14 protein-coding genes are annotated in these 17,178 nt (G+C 68.8%); 8 read left to right on the top strand and 6 right to left on the bottom strand.

Features of this window, described 5'->3' with window-relative positions:
- Positions 1-98: 98 nt before the first annotated feature.
- Positions 99-1,442, bottom strand: a complete 1,344-nt coding sequence (locus tag GGD82_RS05465) for a substrate-binding protein (RefSeq protein WP_184013233.1) — start codon at positions 1,440-1,442, stop codon at positions 99-101.
- A gap of 300 nt (positions 1,443-1,742) precedes the next feature.
- Here GGD82_RS05465 and GGD82_RS05460 point away from each other — a divergent pair, with 300 nt between their 5' ends.
- The 7 genes from GGD82_RS05460 to GGD82_RS05430 all read left to right on the top strand — a co-directional run bounded on the left by GGD82_RS05460 (position 1,743) and on the right by GGD82_RS05430 (position 10,962).
- The gene (locus GGD82_RS05460; RefSeq protein ID WP_150061862.1) at positions 1,743-3,311 is read left to right on the top strand and encodes a helix-turn-helix domain-containing protein; all 1,569 of its coding nucleotides are present in this window, start codon (positions 1,743-1,745) and stop codon (positions 3,309-3,311) included.
- A 127-nt stretch (positions 3,312-3,438) separates the two neighbouring features.
- The gene (locus tag GGD82_RS05455; RefSeq protein WP_170284233.1) at positions 3,439-3,810 is read left to right on the top strand and encodes a response regulator transcription factor; all 372 of its coding nucleotides are present in this window, start codon (positions 3,439-3,441) and stop codon (positions 3,808-3,810) included.
- 54 nt (positions 3,811-3,864) lie between these two features.
- Positions 3,865-4,143 carry a hypothetical protein gene (locus tag GGD82_RS05450; RefSeq protein ID WP_150061864.1) on the top strand — a complete coding sequence of 93 codons (279 nt, stop codon included), beginning with the start codon at positions 3,865-3,867 and terminating at the stop codon, positions 4,141-4,143.
- Positions 4,140-6,851, top strand: a complete 2,712-nt coding sequence (locus GGD82_RS05445; protein WP_150061865.1) for a sensor histidine kinase — start codon at positions 4,140-4,142, stop codon at positions 6,849-6,851. The genes GGD82_RS05450 and GGD82_RS05445 overlap by 4 nt, the downstream gene beginning before the upstream one ends.
- A gap of 130 nt (positions 6,852-6,981) precedes the next feature.
- On the top strand, positions 6,982-9,348 hold the full coding sequence (locus GGD82_RS05440; protein ID WP_150061866.1) for a xanthine dehydrogenase family protein molybdopterin-binding subunit: 2,367 nt from the start codon (positions 6,982-6,984) through the stop codon (positions 9,346-9,348).
- On the top strand, positions 9,348-10,172 hold the full coding sequence (gene cysQ / locus GGD82_RS05435) for a 3'(2'),5'-bisphosphate nucleotidase CysQ (protein ID WP_150061867.1): 825 nt from the start codon (positions 9,348-9,350) through the stop codon (positions 10,170-10,172). Before GGD82_RS05440 ends, cysQ begins: the two co-directional genes overlap by 1 nt.
- Positions 10,150-10,962 carry a trypsin-like serine peptidase gene (locus GGD82_RS05430; RefSeq protein WP_170284234.1) on the top strand — a complete coding sequence of 271 codons (813 nt, stop codon included), beginning with the start codon at positions 10,150-10,152 and terminating at the stop codon, positions 10,960-10,962. The genes cysQ and GGD82_RS05430 overlap by 23 nt, the downstream gene beginning before the upstream one ends.
- A 39-nt stretch (positions 10,963-11,001) precedes the next feature.
- Here GGD82_RS05430 and grxD read toward each other — a convergent pair whose 3' ends face one another.
- The 5 genes from grxD to GGD82_RS05405 all read right to left on the bottom strand — a co-directional run bounded on the left by grxD (position 11,002) and on the right by GGD82_RS05405 (position 15,172).
- Positions 11,002-11,343, bottom strand: a complete 342-nt coding sequence (gene grxD, locus GGD82_RS05425; protein WP_150061869.1) for a Grx4 family monothiol glutaredoxin — start codon at positions 11,341-11,343, stop codon at positions 11,002-11,004.
- A 191-nt stretch (positions 11,344-11,534) separates the two neighbouring features.
- Positions 11,535-12,419: a TIGR01459 family HAD-type hydrolase gene (locus GGD82_RS05420; protein WP_150061870.1), complete on the bottom strand. Its 885-nt coding sequence runs from the start codon at positions 12,417-12,419 to the stop codon at positions 11,535-11,537.
- Positions 12,416-13,498, bottom strand: coding sequence for a quinone-dependent dihydroorotate dehydrogenase (locus GGD82_RS05415; protein WP_150061871.1), 1,083 nt, complete (start codon positions 13,496-13,498; stop codon positions 12,416-12,418). The genes GGD82_RS05420 and GGD82_RS05415 overlap by 4 nt, the downstream gene beginning before the upstream one ends.
- A 2-nt stretch (positions 13,499-13,500) precedes the next feature.
- Positions 13,501-13,905 (bottom strand): DUF952 domain-containing protein, encoded by a 405-nt coding sequence (locus GGD82_RS05410; RefSeq protein WP_211364736.1) that lies wholly within the window; start codon positions 13,903-13,905, stop codon positions 13,501-13,503.
- 289 nt (positions 13,906-14,194) lie between these two features.
- Positions 14,195-15,172 (bottom strand): MlaA family lipoprotein, encoded by a 978-nt coding sequence (locus GGD82_RS05405; protein WP_246163794.1) that lies wholly within the window; start codon positions 15,170-15,172, stop codon positions 14,195-14,197.
- 727 nt (positions 15,173-15,899) lie between these two features.
- On the opposite strand from GGD82_RS05405, the gene GGD82_RS05400 reads away from it, so the two are divergent.
- On the top strand, positions 15,900-17,174 hold the full coding sequence (locus tag GGD82_RS05400; protein WP_150061872.1) for an OmpP1/FadL family transporter: 1,275 nt from the start codon (positions 15,900-15,902) through the stop codon (positions 17,172-17,174).
- The last annotated feature ends 4 nt before the right edge of the window (positions 17,175-17,178 follow it).

Below are 17,178 nucleotides of genomic sequence, written 5' to 3'. Positions count from 1 at the left end.
CCGGCGGTCGAAATCAAAGCAGGTGCGCGGCCGCACGAAAGGGAGCGGCCGCCCCGCACCGGGGCGACCGCGTCACGTCGGAGACCTGGAGAGACGGCTTAGACGCCGTTGTTGCAGTCGCCCAGCTCGCCGCCGAAGATCGACGCATCGTAGGTGACGGCCTCGGCCGGCACTTCCTGCACGACCTCCAGAAGGTCGAACTGCGACGTCGGGTTCTCATTCCCCTTCACGACCAGCACCTTCTTGAAGCACTGGTGATCGTCGGCGCGGTACAGGGTCGGGCCGTTGCCCATGCCGTCGAACTCATGGCCTTCCAGCGCCTCGACCACGCCGCAGGGCATGAAGGTGCCGGCGCGCTCGCAGGCGTCGGCGTACAGCAGGGTCTGGACGTAGCAGGTGTGGGCGGCCTGCGACGGCGGGAAGCCGTATTCGGCGCCGAAGGACTTCACGAACGCCTTGGAGCCCTCGTCCTGAAGCGACCAGTGCCAGTTGGTGGACCCGAAGATGCCCTTCACGTTCTCGCCGGCACCCTGCGCCATCAGGCGGGAGTACAGCGGCACCACGATCTCGAACTGCTTGCCGTTGACCTGCTTGTCGCGCAGGCCGAACTGCACGGCCTGGGTCAGGCTGTTCACCATGTCCTTGCCATAGTGGTTCAGGATCAGCACGTCGGCGCCGGAGTTCAGCACGGGCGTGATGTACTGCGAGAAGTCGCCGGCGCCCAGCGGGGTGCGCACCGCCTCGACGGTCTCCCAGCCCAAGGCCTCGGTGGCGTTCTTGATCGACTCCTCCTGGGTCCAGCCCCAGGTGTAGTCGGCGGTCAGGTGGTAGGCCTTGCGGTCGGAGCCGTAGGCTTCTTTCAGCACTGGGGCCAGAGCGGCGCCGGACATGTAGGCGTTGAAGAAGTGGCGGAACCCGTTGCGCCGCTTGTCCTTGCCGGTGGTGTCGTTGGAGTGCGTCAGGCCGGCCATGAAGATCACGCCCGCTTCCTGGCAGAGCGACTGCACCGCGATGGCCACGCCGGAGGACGAGCCGCCGGTGATCATCAGGGCGCCGTCCTTCTCGATCATGCGCTTGGCGCTGGCGCGGGCGGCATCCGACTTCGTTTGGGTGTCACCGGTGGTGAAGGCCACCTTCTTGCCCAGGACGCCGTTCCCCTGCAGGGTGAGCGGCTTCATGGTGTTCAGCATGCCGCCGTCGCCCTCGCCGTTGAGGTGCTTCACGGCGAGCTGGTAGGCGCGCAGTTCGTCCGCGCCCTCATCGGCGTAGGCACCGGTCTGCGGCACGTTGAAGCCGAAGGTGACCGTGTCGCCGGTCGGCTTGTTCAGGTACTCGGCGGCCCACGCCTGGGACGAGAAGATGGTCGGCGCGGCCAGACCGGCACCGATGGCGGCGCCACCCTTCAGCACGCCGCGGCGGCTGGGGTTCAGGAAATCAACCATGACGCTTCTCCCTGTCGATCACGATGTTATGTCGCGGTCACGCCGCGTCCGCCGAACAGTCCCGACAGGACCCGCGTGCGCGCAACCGGGTCCGGTTCCTCGCTTTGAGCGCGTTGGTTTCCGGACCTCCTGGATGCAGAGATACGCGGCAGCAGTCAAAAACACAATAATATATTGATTTGGAAGCCGATTTTTGTAATAAATTGTCTTGTGCTTTGCGGAAAATTGTCAAAAAATTGACTTTGCGCCGCGTCCGGTGGGGCCCGCCATGGGCGTGCGCGGCGGTGTGCGGGAGGCAAGATGGAAAGCGGGTTCGGCCTCAAAATCCGGGAGCGACGCCGCAGTCTGGGGCTGACGCAGGCGCGGGTGGCCGAGGCGGTCGGCATCTCGACCTCGTATTTCAACCTGATCGAGCGCGGGAAGCGGTCTATCGGCGGGGCTTTGCTGCTCCGGATCGCGGAGGCGCTGGACCTGGACCCGGGCACCCTGGATGACGATGCGGAGCGCCGTCTGGTCGCCCAGGTCACCGACATTGTCGGTGATCCCCTCATCGGCGGCCTGGACCTGCGGACCGCCGATGTGGTCGCGCTGGTCGGGCGTCACCCGGACTGGGCCCGGGCGCTGACGGTGCTGTACCGCGAATGCCGCGACCGGGGCGAACTGGTGGCGGCCCTGTCCGACCGCCTGCACCAGGATCCATTCCTGTCCGATATCGTGCATCGGATGCTCACCAACATCGCCGGCATCCGCTCGACGGCCGAGATCCTGGAAAGCGTGGAGGACATCAACCCGAACCAGTCGCACCGCTTTCATTCCACGCTGGTGGAAGAAAGCACGCGCCTGACGGAGGCGGCGCAGGCCCTGGCCGATTTCCTCGACCATGCGGAGGCGCCGAAGCAGGCGGTGACCCCGGCCGAGGAGCTGGACGACTTCATCACCGCGCACGGCAACTATTTTCCGGACCTGGAGGAGGGCGCGGCGCGGCTGCGTGCCCGCATTCGCGCGGACGGCCGCAGCGGGGGCGCGGCTCTGGCCGCCTACCTGGACCGTCCGGATGCGGAGCGAATGGTCCGTTTCGGCTCCGCTTCGGGGGCGCGCGGACCGGTGGGGGCGGAGGCCGACGGCGAGAGCGCCGCCATGGCCCGGGCGCTGGAGGATGGCGCTCCCCCGGCCAGCCGGCGTTTCGCGCTCGCCCGTTTGGCGGTGGCGCGGGATCTGGCCGAGCCCATCGCCGCCATCGTGGCGGGGTCGTCGGCGCTGACGTCGGAGGGGGCCCGGCGCCAGGCCGTGGACGTGCTGGCGCGCTACGGCGCCGGTGCGCTGTTGATGCCCTACGAGCGCTTCCTTGAGGACGCGGAGCGGTTGCGCTACGACATCGGCCCCATGCGGCGGACCTACCGGGCCAGCGTGGAGCAGGTCTGCCACCGCTTCGTGTCGCTGCGCCGGCCGGGGGCGGAGGGCGTGCCCTTCGGGATGGTGCGCGCCGATCCGGCGGGCAACCTGAGCAAGCCCTTTCCGCTGCCCCGCCTGCCCATGCCGCGCCAGGGGTCGGCCTGTTCCCTGTGGGCGGTCTATCGCGCGTTCCAGAGCGTGGGCACCGTGGCGCGGCAGGTCACGGAGACGCCGTCCGGTGATCGCTTCCTGTTTTTCGCCCAGGCGGTCGCGAAGGGCGTGGACCGGTTCGGCACCCCGCCGCGCCACCTGTCCATCATGCTGGCCTGCGATCTGCGGGTGGCGGATCGGGTGGTCTATGGCGACGGGCTCGACCTCTCCGGCGCGGTGCGGCCCGACCCGGTCGGGGTGTCGTGCCGCGTCTGTCCGCGCGAGGGCTGCGCGCACCGGGTCGCCGGGCCGATCATTCCGGCGTGAGCCATCTTTGATGCCGAACAGTACCCCTGCCGTCGCTGCGGCTTTGTCAGGCGCGCGATCTGTGGGTAACATGCCCGGCATACGTCGAACGCCGCGCGAATCGAACACGGAAGAAGGGAGGTCCCGTTTGGCCACGCGCCTGCTGATTGCCGAGGATGAACCGAGCATTCTGGAGTCCCTGGTGTTCATCCTGGGACGGGAGGGGTATTCCATTGCCACGGCGCGCGACGGTCGCGAGGCGCTGGAGTGCCTGAAGACCCACGGGGCGCCCGGATTGCTGATCCTCGACGTGATGCTGCCGGCCGTCAGCGGGTTTGAGGTGCTGAAGGCGGTGCGCACCGAACCCGAGCTTGAGGCCGTGCCGGTCCTGATGCTGACCGCCAAGGGGCAGGCCCGGGACCGCCAGATGGCCGAGCAGATGGGCGCCAACGCCTTTATCGCCAAACCGTTTTCCAATCAGGATGTGGTGCAGGCGGTGCGCCGTCTGGCGGCTCCCTAAGGTGGCCCTTCAGGACACCGTGAGGGCACCATGAGCCCGGACGATGAAGGATGCGTGACCTCTGATGTTGAGGCGCCCGAGGGGGAGGCGCCCTATGTGGAATCGGACGACGGGCCGCCGCTCGCCCCCGCACCCCGGCGCTGGCGCGATCTCGCGATGCTGCTGCCCGCGTTCGGCACCCTGTTGTGGATGCCGCCCGTGGTTGGCCTGACCGCGTCCGGCGGGGCGATCTGGGGCGTGCCGGCCATCGTGGTCTATCTGTTCGGGGTCTGGGCGCTGCTGATCGCACTGGCGGCCCTCGTGGCCGTGCGGCTGGGGCGGGGGCGCGGATGACCCCGGCGATCGAGTTTGCCCTGGTCGCGGCCCTGGCCTACGCGGCGCTGCTGTTCGCTCTGGCCTGGTGGGTCGACCGCCGGTCGCGCCAGGACGGCGGGCTGCCTTGGCTGCGGACGGCGTTGGTCTACACGCTGTCGATCTCGATCTACTGCACGTCCTGGACCTTCTACGGCGCGGTGGGGTCGGCGGCGCGGGGCGGGCTGGAGTTCGCCACCATCTATCTGGGGCCGACGCTGATGTTCGTCGGCTGGTGGCTGCTGCTGCGAAAACTGGTCCGGATCGGGCGCCTGCATCACATTACGTCGATCGCCGATCTGATCTCGTCGCGCTTCGGCAAGAGCGAGGCCCTGGGGGCCCTCGTGACCGTCATCGCGGTGGCGGCCGCGACGCCGTACATCGCGCTTCAGCTCAAGGCCGTGACGACCAGCTATCAGGTCATCACCGGCGCGTCGCTGGAGTCGGTGGATTTCCGGGCCGGGTTCTGGGTGGCGGTCGGCATGGCCGCGTTCACGATCCTGTTCGGCACGCGCTCCCTGGACGTCAACGAGCGTCACCACGGTGTGGTTGCGGCCATTGCGCTGGAGGCGCTGGTGAAGCTGTGCGCCCTGGTCGCCGTCGGCGTGTTCGTCGTCTTCGCTCTGTTTGACGGTCCCGGGGACCTGTTCGCCCACGCGCCGCCCGGCTTCCTGCATGCGGAGGAGGTGTTCGGCCCGCGCTGGATCACGCTGATCTTCCTGTCGGCAGCCGCCGTTATCTGCCTGCCGCGCCAGTTTCAGGTGGTGGTGGTGGAAAACGAGAACGAGCGCCATCTCGCCACGGCCTCCTGGCTGTTCCCGGCCTATCTGTTCCTGATGTCGGTGTTCACGCTGCCGATCGCCATCGCCGGCCTGACCCTGATGCCGGCCGGCGCCGACCCGGACATGTTCGTGCTGACCCTGCCGCTGGTGGCGGAGAAGGAGGCCCTGGCCCTGCTCGCCTTCCTGGGCGGGTTCTCCTCGGCCACATCGATGATCATCGTGGCGTCCATCGCCCTGTCGACCATGGTGTCGAACCACATCGTGGCGCCGCTCGCGCTGCGCCTGTCGCGTAACCGCACCCGCACCAGCGGTGATGTGCGTCGGCTGCTGCTGACCACACGGCGCATCGCCATCGCCACCCTCATCCTGCTGGGCTTCCTGTACTTCCGCGTCAGCGCGCAATCGGGCGCGCTAGCGGCCATCGGCCTGATCGCCTTCGTGGGCGTGGCCCAGGTGCTGCCCAGCCTGATCGGCGGTCTGTTCTGGCCCCAGGCCAATGCGCGCGGCGCGGTGTGGGGGCTGACGGCCGGGTTCGTGATTTGGATGTACGCCCTTGGCCTGCCTAGCCTGGAGGACGGCGGACCACTGGGCGCGGACATCCTGGCGGAGGGGCCGTTCGGGCTTGCCGTGCTGCGGCCCCAGGCGCTGTTCGGCCTGGACGGTCTGGACCCGCTGGTGCACGCCACGTTCTGGAGCCTGACGATCAACACCGTGCTGTTTGTGATCGGCTCCCTGACGCGCGAGCCGCGCCCGCTGGAGTGGGTGCAGGCGCGCCAGTTCGTGGACGTGTTCCGGGGCGGCGCCGCCATCGGGCCGGACAGCGGGCGGCCGCGCTTCCACCGCACCGCGACCAGCGAGGAGCTTTACATTCTGGCCCAGCGCATTCTGGGCGCGGCGCCGGCGCACGAACTGTTCGACACCTTCGCCCGCCGTCAGGGGCTGGCGCAGGGGCTGCCGCTGCCGACGCAGGAGCTTGTCGAGGATCTGGAGCGTCGTCTGGCGGGCAGCGTCGGTGCGGCCTCCGCCCGGGCGATGATGGCCCAGGTGGCGGGCGGCGAGGAGGTCAGCATTGACGAACTCGTCAGCATCGCCGACGAGACGGCGCGCATCATGCGCTACAGTCAGGCCCTGGAGCGCAAATCGACCGAACTGGAGACCACGGCGCGCCAGCTTCGCGAGGCCAACGAGCAGTTGCGCGAGATCGACCGGCAGAAGGACGACTTCCTGGGGCAGGTCAGCCACGAAATCCGCACGCCGATGACCGCGATCCGCTCCTTTTCGGAGATTCTGCGATCCTCGGATGACCTGGAAAGCGCGCAGGCTCGCCGCTTCGTCGCCATCATCCACGACGAAAGCCTGCGTTTGACCCGGCTGCTGGATGTCATCCTCGACATGCGGGTGGTCGAGAAGGGCGAGATTCCGATCAATCTGGAGCCGCTGGATCCCGATGCCGTGCTCGACCACGCCCTGCAGACCTGCGAGGGGCTGCGCGGCACCGCCCCGGTCACGGTGACCCAGGGCGCGCGGGCCGGCACGGCCCGGGTGGCGGCCGATCCCGACCGCTTGCGGCAGGTGTTCATCAACCTGCTGTCCAACGCCGTGCGGCACACCGACAAGGACGCGATTCTGATCCGGGTCGAAAGCCGGATCGAGGCGGGTGCTTACGAGGCTGTGATCTCGGACAACGGTCCCGGCGTGCCCGAGGCCGACCGGGAGCGGGTGTTCTCCCTGTTCTCCGCCACCTGGACCCGGGCCGGGGAAAAGGGCGCGGGCCTGGGGCTGGCGATCAGCCGGGGCATCATGCGCCGCATGGGCGGGGATTTAATGCTGGATGTCGGCGCGCCCAGGGAGGAGGGGGCCCGGTTCCGGGTCACCCTGGCGCTGACGGCGGACGATCCGCCGCCCTGAGGCCCGCGCTCCCGCCCCCGGTTCGGCCCCCAAAAGTTTGGACCCTTGACCCGGGCGGCGCTCCGCTGTTGGCTGGCATCAGGCGGGCCCCGGTTCGCGAGGTTCCTCCGCAGGCAGAAGGGAGACCGGGATGGGACGCTTCGGGGCAGGCCAGGGGATCCGTCGGGTCGAGGACGCCCGCTTTCTGACCGGGACCGGCCGGTACACCGACGACATCGTGCTGCCCGGCCAGGTGCACGGCGTGGTCGTCCGCTCGCCCTACGCCCACGGCATCCTCACGGGGGTGGACACCGACGACGCGCGGGCGATGCCCGGCGTCCTGGGTGTGTTCACCGCCGCCGACCTGGAGGCCGCCGGGCTGGGACCGATCCCGATCGAGATGGCGGTGAAAAACCGGGACGGCAGCCCCATGGGCGCGCCGGAGCGGCCGACCCTGGCCCGCGACCGGGTGCGGTATGCGGGCGAGCCGGTGGCCTTCGTCGTGGCCGAGACCGTCCATGCCGCGCGCGATGCCGCCGAGGCGGTGATGCTCGATGTGGAGCCGCTGGACGCGGTGCCCGACATCACGGCGGCCCTGGCGGAGGGCGCGCCGGTGCTGCATCCGGAGGTGGCGCCGGGGAACATCCTGTTCGATTGGGAGATGGGCGATCCGGCCGCGACCGAGGCCGCGTTCGCGGGCGCGGCGCGGGTGGTGACGCTCGATCTGGTCAACTCCCGTCTGTCGCCGACGTTCATGGAGCCGCGCGGCGCCATCGGTCACTTCGACACGGCGACCGACCGATACGAACTCTACACGGGCAGCCAGGGGTCGCACAACCTGCGGGAGACCCTGGCGAAGGCGGTTTTTCACCTACCGGAGGAGCGCTTTCGCGTCGTCTGTCCCGATGTCGGCGGCGGGTTCGGCACCCGGCTGTTCGTGATGAGCGAGCATGTGCTGGTGCTTTTCGCGGCCAAGGCCCTGGGGCGGCCGGTCAAGTGGATCGCCGAGCGGACGGAAGGCTTCGCCAGCGATCTGCACGCCCGCGACCACCGGACCCGGGCCGAGCTGGCGCTGGACGACACCGGGCGGTTCCTGGCGCTGCGGGTCGACATCCGGGCCAACATGGGGGCGTTCTGCTCTCAGTTCGGGGCCTTCATCCCGACCAGCGCGGGCGCCGCCATGAGCGTCGGCGTCTACACCATCGGGACGGCCACGGTCCGCTCCCGGGGTGTGATGACAAACACGGTGGGCACCGATGCCTATCGGGGCGCGGGGCGGCCCGAGGCGGCCTATATGCTCGAACGCCTGATCGACGTGGCGGCGGCCGAGACCGGAGTGGCGCGGGATGCGATCCGGCGGCGCAACTTCATCCCGCCCGAGGCGCTGCCCTATACCTCCGCGCTCGGCCACGTCTACGATTCCGGCGACTTCGCCGCCATCCTGGACCGGGCCATGGCCAAGGCCGACTGGGCCGCCGGGTTCGAGGCCCGCCGCGCCGTCCGCGCCGCCGCCGGGCGGTTGCGCGGGATCGGCCTGAGCTATTACGTCGAGGCCTGCGGCGGCGGCCGCAACTTCTCGGAGCCGGCGACGGTCCAGGTGGCCGCCGATGGCACCGTCACCGTGCTGATCGGCACCCAGTCCACCGGCCAGGGGCACGAGACCGCCTATGCCCAGATGGCGGCCGCCGCCCTGGGCGTGCCGGTGGAGACCATCCGCGTGCGCCAGGGCGATACGGACGAGGTGAAGACCGGCAAGGGGACTGGCGGCTCCCGGTCGATCCCCTCCGGCGGGGCGTCGGTGGTGGCGGCCGCCGCGACCCTGATCCGGCGGGCCAAGGCCGTGGCGGCTCATCTGTTGGAGGCCGACGGGCCGGACGCCATCGACCACGATCCGGACACCGGCCTGTTCCGCCGGCCGGGCAGCAACCGCGTGCTGCACCTAGCGGAAATCGCCGAGGCGGCGAAGGATCCGGCCAACCGGCCCCCCGATCTGGCGGACCAGCCGGGGCTGGTGGCGACCGAGGCCTACGTCTCCACCCACTTCACGTTCCCCAACGGCTGCCATGTCTGCGAGGTGGAGGTCGACCCGGAGACCGGCACGACCCATATAGAGCGCTACACCATCGTCGATGACATGGGGGTGGTCCTGAACCCCCGTCTGCTGGAAGGGCAGATCATCGGCGGCACGGTCCAGGGGCTGTCGCAGGCGCTGATGGAAGAGATCGTGTACGATCCGGAGAGCGGGCAGCTCGTGACCGGGACCTTCCAGGATTACGCCGTGCCGCATGCCGGCGGCATCCCGGATTTTTCGTTCGAGGCGGTCGAGGACTATCCCTGCCGCACCAATCCACTGGGGGTGAAGGGCGCCGGTGAGGCCGGCACCGTCGGGGCCGCCCCCGCCGTCATAAACGCCGTGGTGGACGCGCTGGCGCCCCTCGGCATCCGGCATCTGGACATGCCCGCCACGCCCCACCGGGTGTGGCAGGCGATCCAGGCCGCGCGACAGGAGACCGCTTGATGACCACGTCCTCCGTTCTGTCCTTCGATGGCGCCGCGTTGGCCCGTCTGGCTGAGGCCTTGCGCCCCGTGATCCGCGCTGCCGGCGATGCGGTCATGGAGGTGTACGCGAGCGACTTCGCGGTCGAGCACAAGGAGGACAAGTCCCCCGTGACCGAGGCCGATGGCCGCGCCGAGGCGATCATCCTGGCGGCCCTGAAGGAGCTGACCCCGGATGTGCCCGTGGTGGCGGAGGAAAGTGTCTCGGAAGGCCGCGTGCCCACCGTGGGGGACGGGCCGTTCTGGCTGGTCGATCCGCTCGATGGCACCAAGGAGTTCATCAAGCGCAATGGCGAGTTCACCGTGAACATCGGGCTGGTGGACGGGCGCACGCCCATTCTGGGCCTGGTGCTCGCCCCGGCGCTGGGCACGTTGTATGTCGGCCATGGCCTCGGCACGGCCTGCATGGCGGAGAAGGACGGCGCCGAGCGGCCGATCGCCTGTCGTAAGCCCGGAGCGGAAGGGCTGGTGGTGCTGGCCAGCCGGTCCCATGGCGACGGCGGCGCGATGGACAGCTTTCTTGCCAAGTACACCGTGGCCGATCGGGTGGGGGCCGGCAGCTCGTTGAAGTTCTGCCGTGTGGCGGAAGGGGCCGCCGATCTGTACCCGCGCCTTGCCCCCACCTGCGAATGGGACACGGCGGCCGCCCATGCCGTTCTGCTGGCGGCCGGAGGTTCCGTAGAGACGGAGGACGGCGCGCCGTTGGGCTACGCCAAGAACGATCGCTTCCTGAACCCGCACTTCATCGCTCGGGGCGCATGGCGTGACGCGGACCTGGGCGTCTAGACTCCGACGGGTCCGGCCCAGGGGGCCGCGCCGCACCGCCGTTCTGGGCGTGGTCCTGGGCACGTTGATGGCCGCGTCGGCCGGTGCGGACACGCTGCCCGGCGTGCACGGCGAGGATAACCGCCATGCCGTCGTGATGGGCGGGCCGGACAACGTGGGGGACTATCCCTGGCCCTGGCAGGCCATCGGGCGGGTGAACCGGGGACCGGGCGGGTTTTGCTCCGGGGCGTTAATCGCGCCCGACCTCGTCCTGACGGCGCGGCACTGCATGTCCGACCGGACGGTGGGCGAGTTGCCGTCGGAGAGCATGCACTTCGTCGCGGGCTACCGGTTCGGCGACTACGACGCGCATGGACGCGCGGCCGAGGTCCTGGAGCCGGACGCGCCGGGGCCGGTCGGCGATTTCGCCATCATCAAATTGACGAAACCGCTGACGATTCGGCCGATCCCGCTGGCGTCCCCCGATGACATGAACTGGCATGCGGCGGCGCCCAGTCACGCGCTGCTGGCCAGCTACAGCCGCGACCGGCCGCACCTGCTGTCCGTGGATGATCAGTGCATCATCCTGGGCCGGACCGAGGATCTTTTGTGGCGGCACAATTGCGATGGTCCGACCGGGTCATCGGGTGCGCCGATCCTGGTCGGGACCGATAAGGGCCTGGAGAAGGCCCGTATCGCCGGCATCACCATCGGCTTCGCGCGCAGCGGGCCATCGCCCCGCGGCATCATGGTCCCGGCGAACGTGATTCGCGCGTTCCTCCGGGACCATGGAATTGCGCTGCAGCCCTGAGGGGCGGGGGATCACCCCGGCGCCCTGACGGAAGGGCGATCAGGCCGCCGTCGCCATCTCCACGCCCTTGTCGCGGAACAGGGCTTGGAGTTCGCCCTCGGCGGCCATCTCGCGCACGATGTCGCAACCGCCGACGAACTCGCCCTTCACGTAGAGCTGCGGAATGGTCGGCCAGTTCGAAAAGTCCTTGATGCCCTGCCGGATGGCGTCGTCTTCCAGGACGTTGACGCCCTTGAACTTCACGCCGATGTGGCTGAGCACCTGAACGACGGCGGCCGAAAAACCGCACTGCGGAAACATCGGCGATCCCTTCATGTACAGGACCACGTCGTTGCTGGAGATCTCGTCGCGGATGCGCGCTTCGGCCGAGGTATCGCTCATGACGGACTTGCCCTTCGTTGGCGGGGCCGGGGTGTGCTGGCCGCAGGCCCCGGGCGTGGAGACACGAAGCTAAATAGGATTGTTTTCGTCCTATATAGCTCCGGCGGGATATGGCGCCGCCGAAGGGGCCTGTCAACGTGGGCCGGGCCAGAAGGAGGGCGGGAGAGGGTGTCCGATCGCGACCGCGAATCCTACCACCGCAACGCGGGGATGGCGGCCAGCGGAGCCTGGCCCTCGGCGGCGCACAGGGCCGCGACGCGCGCCGGGTCCGGCCGCTCGCCGTAGGCGGTCAGACCGAGTGGCGCCGCATACAGCCCGCCGGCCACGAACACCGCGTCGATGCCGGCCGCCGCCGCGCCCTTGATGTCGGTCTGCAAGCCGTCGCCGACGGCCAGCACGCGGGCCCGGTCGGTAATGCCCAGGCGCTCCAGAACGCGGTCGTAGATGGCCGGGTCCGGTTTGCCGCGTTCGATGACGGTGCCACCCAAGTCGGTGTAGCGGACCGCCAAGGCGCCGGCGCAGATGACCTTGCGGCCTTCGCGGATGACCTCGCGGTCCGGGTTGGCGCAGACCATCGGCAGATCCCGGGCCCGGCAGCGGGTCAGCCGGTCCTCGTAATCCGCGACCGTCTCGTCGAACGACCAGGGTCCGGTGTTCAGGACGAAGTCGGCGTCTTCCGGCGTGTCCACCACGGTGATGGCGTCCAGGCCCTCGAACACGCTGCGGTCCCGCGCCGGGCCGAGGTGCCAGCAGCGTGGCCCCAGCGCCGCGAACGCCGGATCGGTGCGCGTTTGCAACTCGGCGTGGACGGCGTCCCCGGACGACAAGATGCCGTCGTACAGGTCGCGCGGAAGGCCCATCCCGTCCATCGTGGCGATGAGGGGGGCGGACAGGCGTGGGGCGTTGGTCAGCAGCAGAGTCCGCTTGCCGGCCGCACGGATGGCGGCCAGCGCTTCGGCCACACCGGGATAGGCCGTCGAACCGTCGTGGAGGACGCCCCACAAATCGATGATCAAGCCGTCACGGTCCGCGCACAGATCGCGCAGACCGTCCAGGACGGGAATGGACGAGGTCATGCGGCGGCGGCCTGCCGATCCGCGCCGACCACCTGCTGCATCGTCTCGAAGCCCTCGGCGCGCATCAGGTCCAGCAGCTCGGCCTTGAGCTTCGGGATCAGGCGCGGGCCGAAGTACGCCAGGGCGGTGTACATCTGCACGGCGCTGGCGCCGGCCTTCAGCCGCATCAGGACGTCGGCGGCGCTGTCGACACCGCCCACCGAAATGACCGGCACTCGCCCGTACAGGCGCGCGACAAAGAAATGCAGCACCTCCAGCGCGCGGCCCTTCAGTGGGGCGCCGGACAGGCCGCCGGTTTCCTGCTTGGCCGGATGCGTCAGGCTGTCCGGGCGGGCGGTGGTGGTGTTGATGGCGATAATGCCGTCGAGCGGATTTTCCGGCTCCAGCGCGATGCGGGCGATGTCGTCCAACTCGGCGTCGGTGAGGTCCGGTGAGACCTTCAGGCACAGCGGCGGCTGAGCGCGCGTCGGCATGGCGGCGCGGGTGCGGCGGATGATGGCGCGCAGCGACTCGGCGGCCTGGAGCTGGCGCAGCCCCTCGGTGTTCGGCGACGACAGGTTCAGCACCAGGAAGTCGGCATGCGGCCCGAGCACCGCGGCGAGCGTGGCGTAGTCGTCGGCCGCATGTTCCAGCGGCGTGTCGGCGTTCTTGGCCAGATTGACACCGACGAAGCCCCGGTCCTCCCACCGCGGACGGCGCGACAGCCGGCCGTAGGCGACCAGCATGCCGTCGTTGTTCAGGCCCATGCGGTTGATGACCGCGCCGTCCTCCTGGAGGCGGAACAGGCGCGGGCGCGGGTTGCCGGGCTGCGGGCGCGGTGTGATGCCGCCAACCTCTACGAAGCCGAAGCCCATGCGCAGGCAGGCGTCCGGAACCAGGGCGTTCTTGTCGTAGCCGGCGGCGAGACCGAGCGGGTTGTTGAACCGCTTGCCCCACAGCTCGATCCCAAGGGCCGGATCGTCCGGGGGCGGAAGCGTCGGTCCCATGCCGCGCGCCAGCGTTCGGATGCTCAGGTCATGGGCCTTTTCGGGGTCCATGGCATGCAGCAGGCCGAGGAACATGGAATCGACCGATTTCATGGTCACACATCTCCAGGCGTATTCGTCAGCAGCGGAAAGATGAGGTGGTGGTCGCGATCCTCGGCCAGGGGCAGGGCGGACAGCACGGCCTCAAGCGGGATGGAGCCATACAGATGCGGGAATGCGGCGCCGTCCCGGCTCCGCTCCCAGCGCAGGTCGCCCACCACCCGTGCCGTGTCCACCGCCACCAGGATGAGCGGCCGGACATCGGCGTAGTGCCGACGCGCCGTTTCCTCCACCTGATCGGCGGCCGACAGGTGGACGAAGCCGTCCCGGGTGTCGACGTCGGTACCAGTGAAGGTCCCCGCGCGCACGGCCGCCTGCCAGTCGTCGGCGTGGCACAGGCGGTAGACAAGGCGGGGCCGGTCCGTATTGGCTCTCTCTGGGCGGTCAGGCGTAGTCATCATGACGCGGACCTTAGACCATTTGCGCGGTGTGGGACACCCTTTCCGGCGCGTCGGAGGCCCGCTGGCCGCGAATTCGCATCGCGTGAGGGAGGGGTGCCGCCTGTGCGCGTCGCGTGCGCGCCCGACGCCACGGCGAGCCCCGGCCGATGGCCTCCGGTTCCATGCAAAACGGGGCGTCCGGTGGGACGCCCCGTGAGACTATCGGTCCACGCGGATCCATCGATAGGATCCGCAGATGGGACCAGCCGGTGGGGCGGGCGGGGTGGGCATCCGGCCGCCGTCACAGGGCTCAGCCACCAGCGTTCGCCGGCAGGGCCTGGGTTTGCCCGGTGCGCACCCGCGAGATGGCCGGGGCGGACGATGCGGGGTTGCCCTCCTCGTTGGCGATGGCCGCCCGGCGGGTCTGGACGTACAGGCTGCGCACGGCGGCGTAAAAGTCGATCGACGAGGCGCGCAGGCTCTCCATCCGGTTGACGTTGCCGCCGAGCTGGCTGGACACGGATGCGTACGTCTTGCCGTTCGCCAGCGCCTGGCCGGTCGATCCGGCCAGCCAGAACGTCGGGTCGCTGACCATGTCGACCGCACGACCAACGCCGTCCCGGGGGTTCGCGGGCCCCAGCAGCGGCAACACCATGTATGGACTGTCGCCAGCACCCCACACGCCCATCGTTTGGCCGAAGTCCTCGGAGTGCTTGGGCAGGCCCATGTCCTCGGCCGGGTCGCCGAAGCCCAGGACGCCCACGGTCGAATTGACCGCGAACCGCTGGGTGGTCACCCAGGCGCGGTCCGTCTCACCCTGCAACAGATCGTTGGCCAGGATGACCGGGGTCGACAGGTTGTGCAGGAAGTTATCGACGTTGCGCTTGCGCTCCTCCGGCAGCACGCCGTACGGCGCGATCACCGGCTGCATGAACATGTACAGCAGCGTGTTCAGGTCGAACACGTAGCGGTTCCAGTCCTCCATCGGATCGGAAACCAGCGTGTCCTCGGCGGTGTACGGGTCGTCGATGTCCGGCGCGGTCTGGGCCAATGCCGCAAGCTGCGCGCCGGCATCTCCGGTCGCGGCCGTGTTCTCAAGGTGCGCGGTCGTCGGCCCAGTCGCGGTGGGGCCGGTCGCGGTGGGGCCGGTTGCGGTGGGGCCGGTTGCGGCTGTGGTGGTGTCGGCGTCGCGCAGACCCGAGCACCCGCTCAGGAGTCCAAGCCCGATCAGGGTGCCCAGCGCACTCCCCAGCACGCGTTTCGGACCGCTCCGTGTGTTCTTCATCATACTGTCTCGCCGCCCACCGTTCATGTTGTCCGTCTCACAACCTTCGGCAGCTCGTCCGGACAGGACCGACGGGCCGCCTGATGTCTTCTCGATATGGTCCGGGCATCCTACCGGGAACGCGACGCCCGTGCGAGCCCTTGATGCACGGACGTCGGGCGGCGGAGGGCGCGTATCCGGCGCGACGCAGACCCTAGGTCCGAAGGCCGCCGGAGGATGCGCCGGGGCGTCGGGTCCGGTCCCGCACAGAGCCGGCTGGCGCGCCAACCCCTTGAGTCCCTTGGGTCTCGTGCCGGCGGTGGTGGGGCGTCCATCGCCGGCCGGGGGGGCGGCACGCGGCGTCGGGGGCGTTTGCGGGTCGGGTGTTTGGAAGCGTGCGGGCGGCGTCAGGGCCGCATCGGGGGCGCGGGGCTGTGAAAAATACAATGACGGTGTTGCCGGGGTGCCACGCGCATTTGAAAACCCGTTGCCCATTTGCGGTCTGATTTTTGGGCGTGCGGGATTTTTATATATAATTTCAATCGATTGCTGCGCGACCGATGCGAGTCGGAATGGCCATAAATATATTGAATTGTGACGAAGACGAGACACACTGGTCCCATTCGTTGACGTCGGATCCGGGCCTTGTTTGTACATAAGTGCCGTGCATGCGGCTCTTCTGGACAGGAAGGGCGGGTCCGAAAGAAACGCAAGACGTGAAAAACCACGAGACGATGGGGAAACGAAAACCATGATGGTTTGGACCAAGGGATGCGGTCTGATTGCAATCGGCTGCGTCGGGGCGGTGACACTCTGGGCAAGCGCGGCGGGGGCCTCCGGCTTCCAGCTCAAGGAGCAGAGCAGCGAGGGATTGGGGAACGCCTACGCCGGATCGACGGCCAAGGCGTACGATCCCAGTACGGCCTTCTTCAACCCAGCGGGCATGACCCGCCTCAAGGGGAATCAGGGCAGCATGACGGCCGCCCTTGTGATGCCCCAGGCCCGCTTCAGCGGGTCCGCGAGCACGGTGTTTGGCACGCCGGTCACAGGCGTTGACGGTGGAGACGCGGCCGACGACGCGATGCTGCCCTCGATTTACGGCGTCTATACCCTGACCGACGATCTGCGCTTCGGTCTGGCGATCAACACGCCCTTCGGCATGAGCACGTCGTACTCGAACGACTGGGTCGGGCGCTATCAGGCGCTGGATTCCTACCTTCAGTCGACCAGCATCATGCCCAGTCTGGCCTATCGGGTGACGGACAACCTGTCGGTCTCGGCCGGGCCGGTGTTCCAGTACACCGGCGTGCGGTTGACCACCGCCGTCAATAATATGGGGCTGGCGCCGGGCGACGGCCTTCAGAAGCTGAATGGCGAGGACCTTGGCTTTGGCTTCAACCTCGCGGCGATGTGGGAGTTCGACGAAAACTCCCGGATTGGCGTCAACTACCGCTCCCAGGTCGAGCACACTTTCGATGGTAAGGTGAAGTATCACGGCGTCTCGCCGCTGCTGGCCCAGTCGCGCGGTCTGGTGAACAGCGACGCCAGCGCCGATCTGACCACGCCGGATGTGCTGAGCGTGGGCGTCTATCACGCCTTCAATCCCGAGTGGGCGGTCGTCGCCGACGCGGCATGGACCCGCTGGTCCGTGTTCGATGAATTGCGCGTGGACGCCGATCAGGGCGCCGACAGCCTGACGGAGGAGAACTGGCACGACACCGTGTTCGTGGCGCTTGGCGGGATCTGGACGCCCAACGAGAACTGGACGTTCCGGGGCGGCGTGGCCTACGACATGACTCCGATTCCGGACAAGTACCGCACGGCCCGCATTCCCGGCGAGGATCGCTATTGGCTCTCGGGCGGCGCCTCGTATCACTTCGAGGACTGGCTCAGCGTCGATGCCGGCTATGCGCACGTCTTCGTGAAGGATTCCTCGCTGCACGAGACCACCAGCCAGGGCACCGTGGAGGGCACGTACGAAAACAGCATCGACATCCTCAGCATCGGCGCGACGCTTCGGTTCTAGAGGC

This window comes from Roseospira marina (assembly GCF_014197855.1).
In the GTDB taxonomy this organism is placed as follows: domain Bacteria; phylum Pseudomonadota; class Alphaproteobacteria; order Rhodospirillales; family Rhodospirillaceae; genus Rhodospira; species Rhodospira marina.
This window is presented reverse-complemented; position numbering and strand designations above follow the sequence as displayed.

Excerpts from the sequence above, each read along its gene's own strand:
- GGD82_RS05420 (WP_150061870.1), bottom strand. The coding sequence starts at position 12,419 with ATGACCTCGTCCATTCCCGTCCTGGACGGTCTGCGCGATCTGTGCGCG.
- GGD82_RS05465 (WP_184013233.1), bottom strand. The coding sequence starts at position 1,442 with ATGGTTGATTTCCTGAACCCCAGCCGCCGCGGCGTGCTGAAGGGTGGC.
- GGD82_RS05440 (WP_150061866.1), top strand. The coding sequence starts at position 6,982 with ATGGGACGCTTCGGGGCAGGCCAGGGGATCCGTCGGGTCGAGGACGCC.
- cysQ (WP_150061867.1), top strand. The coding sequence starts at position 9,348 with ATGACCACGTCCTCCGTTCTGTCCTTCGATGGCGCCGCGTTGGCCCGT.
- GGD82_RS05410 (WP_211364736.1), bottom strand. The coding sequence starts at position 13,905 with ATGATGACTACGCCTGACCGCCCAGAGAGAGCCAATACGGACCGGCCC.
- GGD82_RS05415 (WP_150061871.1), bottom strand. The coding sequence starts at position 13,498 with ATGAAATCGGTCGATTCCATGTTCCTCGGCCTGCTGCATGCCATGGAC.
- GGD82_RS05405 (WP_246163794.1), bottom strand. The coding sequence starts at position 15,172 with ATGATGAAGAACACACGGAGCGGTCCGAAACGCGTGCTGGGGAGTGCG.
- GGD82_RS05445 (WP_150061865.1), top strand. The coding sequence starts at position 4,140 with ATGACCCCGGCGATCGAGTTTGCCCTGGTCGCGGCCCTGGCCTACGCG.
- GGD82_RS05400 (WP_150061872.1), top strand. The coding sequence starts at position 15,900 with ATGATGGTTTGGACCAAGGGATGCGGTCTGATTGCAATCGGCTGCGTC.
- grxD (WP_150061869.1), bottom strand. The coding sequence starts at position 11,343 with ATGAGCGATACCTCGGCCGAAGCGCGCATCCGCGACGAGATCTCCAGC.
- GGD82_RS05460 (WP_150061862.1), top strand. The coding sequence starts at position 1,743 with ATGGAAAGCGGGTTCGGCCTCAAAATCCGGGAGCGACGCCGCAGTCTG.